This is a genomic window from Sinorhizobium sp. FG01 (assembly GCF_002531875.1).
Classification (GTDB): domain Bacteria; phylum Pseudomonadota; class Alphaproteobacteria; order Rhizobiales; family Rhizobiaceae; genus Sinorhizobium; species Sinorhizobium fredii_C.
Window position 1 is genome coordinate 1 of the sequence record NZ_NWTB01000063.1, and the last position, 934, is coordinate 934.

Annotated in this window: 1 protein-coding gene; it reads right to left on the reverse strand. The window is 63.0% G+C overall.

What is annotated here, in order from left to right:
* Positions 1–920 (reverse strand): cation:dicarboxylase symporter family transporter (locus CO656_RS29510; protein ID WP_097528138.1); only part of this gene is annotated, 920 nt, incomplete at its 3' end.
* Positions 921–934 lie beyond the last annotated feature (14 nt).

A 934-nucleotide genomic window follows, 5' to 3' on the forward strand; every position in this document is an offset into this window, starting at 1 on the left:
CCGGTCGGAATGACGAGGCCGACGACCGAGCGCTTGCAACCGGCCTTTTCCATCTTGTTCATCAGGCCCGGCAGTGCGGCTTCCGAGGAAGACGTTCCGAGCACCAGCAGAAGTTCCTCCTTGATGTAGCGGATCAGCGCCACGATCGAGAAGCCGTTGTAGCGGGCCACCGCGCCAAGCACGACGAAGACGAACAGGAAGGAGGTCAGGTAGAAGGTGCCGATGAGCATGGCGAGGTTGGCGATCGAGGCGACGCCGTATTTGCCGATGGTGAACGCCATCGCGCCGAAGGCGCCGATCGGAGCGGCCTTCATCAGGATCGCCACCAGCCGGAAGATCGGCAGCGTCAGCGCCTGCAGGAAGTCGACGACCGGCTCGGCCTTCTTGCCGACCATGGCGAGCGAGAGGCCGAAGAGCACCGAGATGAACAGCACCTGCAGGATGTCGCCCTCGGCAAAGGCGCCGACCAGCGTCGTCGGGATGATGTTCATCAGGAAGCCGGTGATCGACTGCTCATGCGCCTTCGCCGCATAGGAGGCGACCGCCTTCGCGTCGAGCGAGGCCGGGTCGATATGCATGCCCGCACCCGGCTGCACGACATTGGCGACGATGAGGCCGACGACGAGCGCAAGCGTGGAGAAGGTCAGGAAGTAGATCATTGCCTTGCCGGCGACGCGGCCGACCTTGGCGAGATCGGTCATCCCCGCAATGCCGGTCGCGACAGTCAGGAAGATCACCGGCGCGATGATCATTTTAACGAGCTTGATGAAGGCGTCGCCGAGCGGCTTCAGCTCAGTGCCGAGCTCGGGATAGAAATGGCCGAGCAGGATGCCCGCGGCGATCGCCGCCAGAACCTGGACATAGAGATGGCGGTAAAAGGGTGTCTTGCCGCGGACCTCCGCGGAATGCTCGATGATCATGTGATATCCTCCAC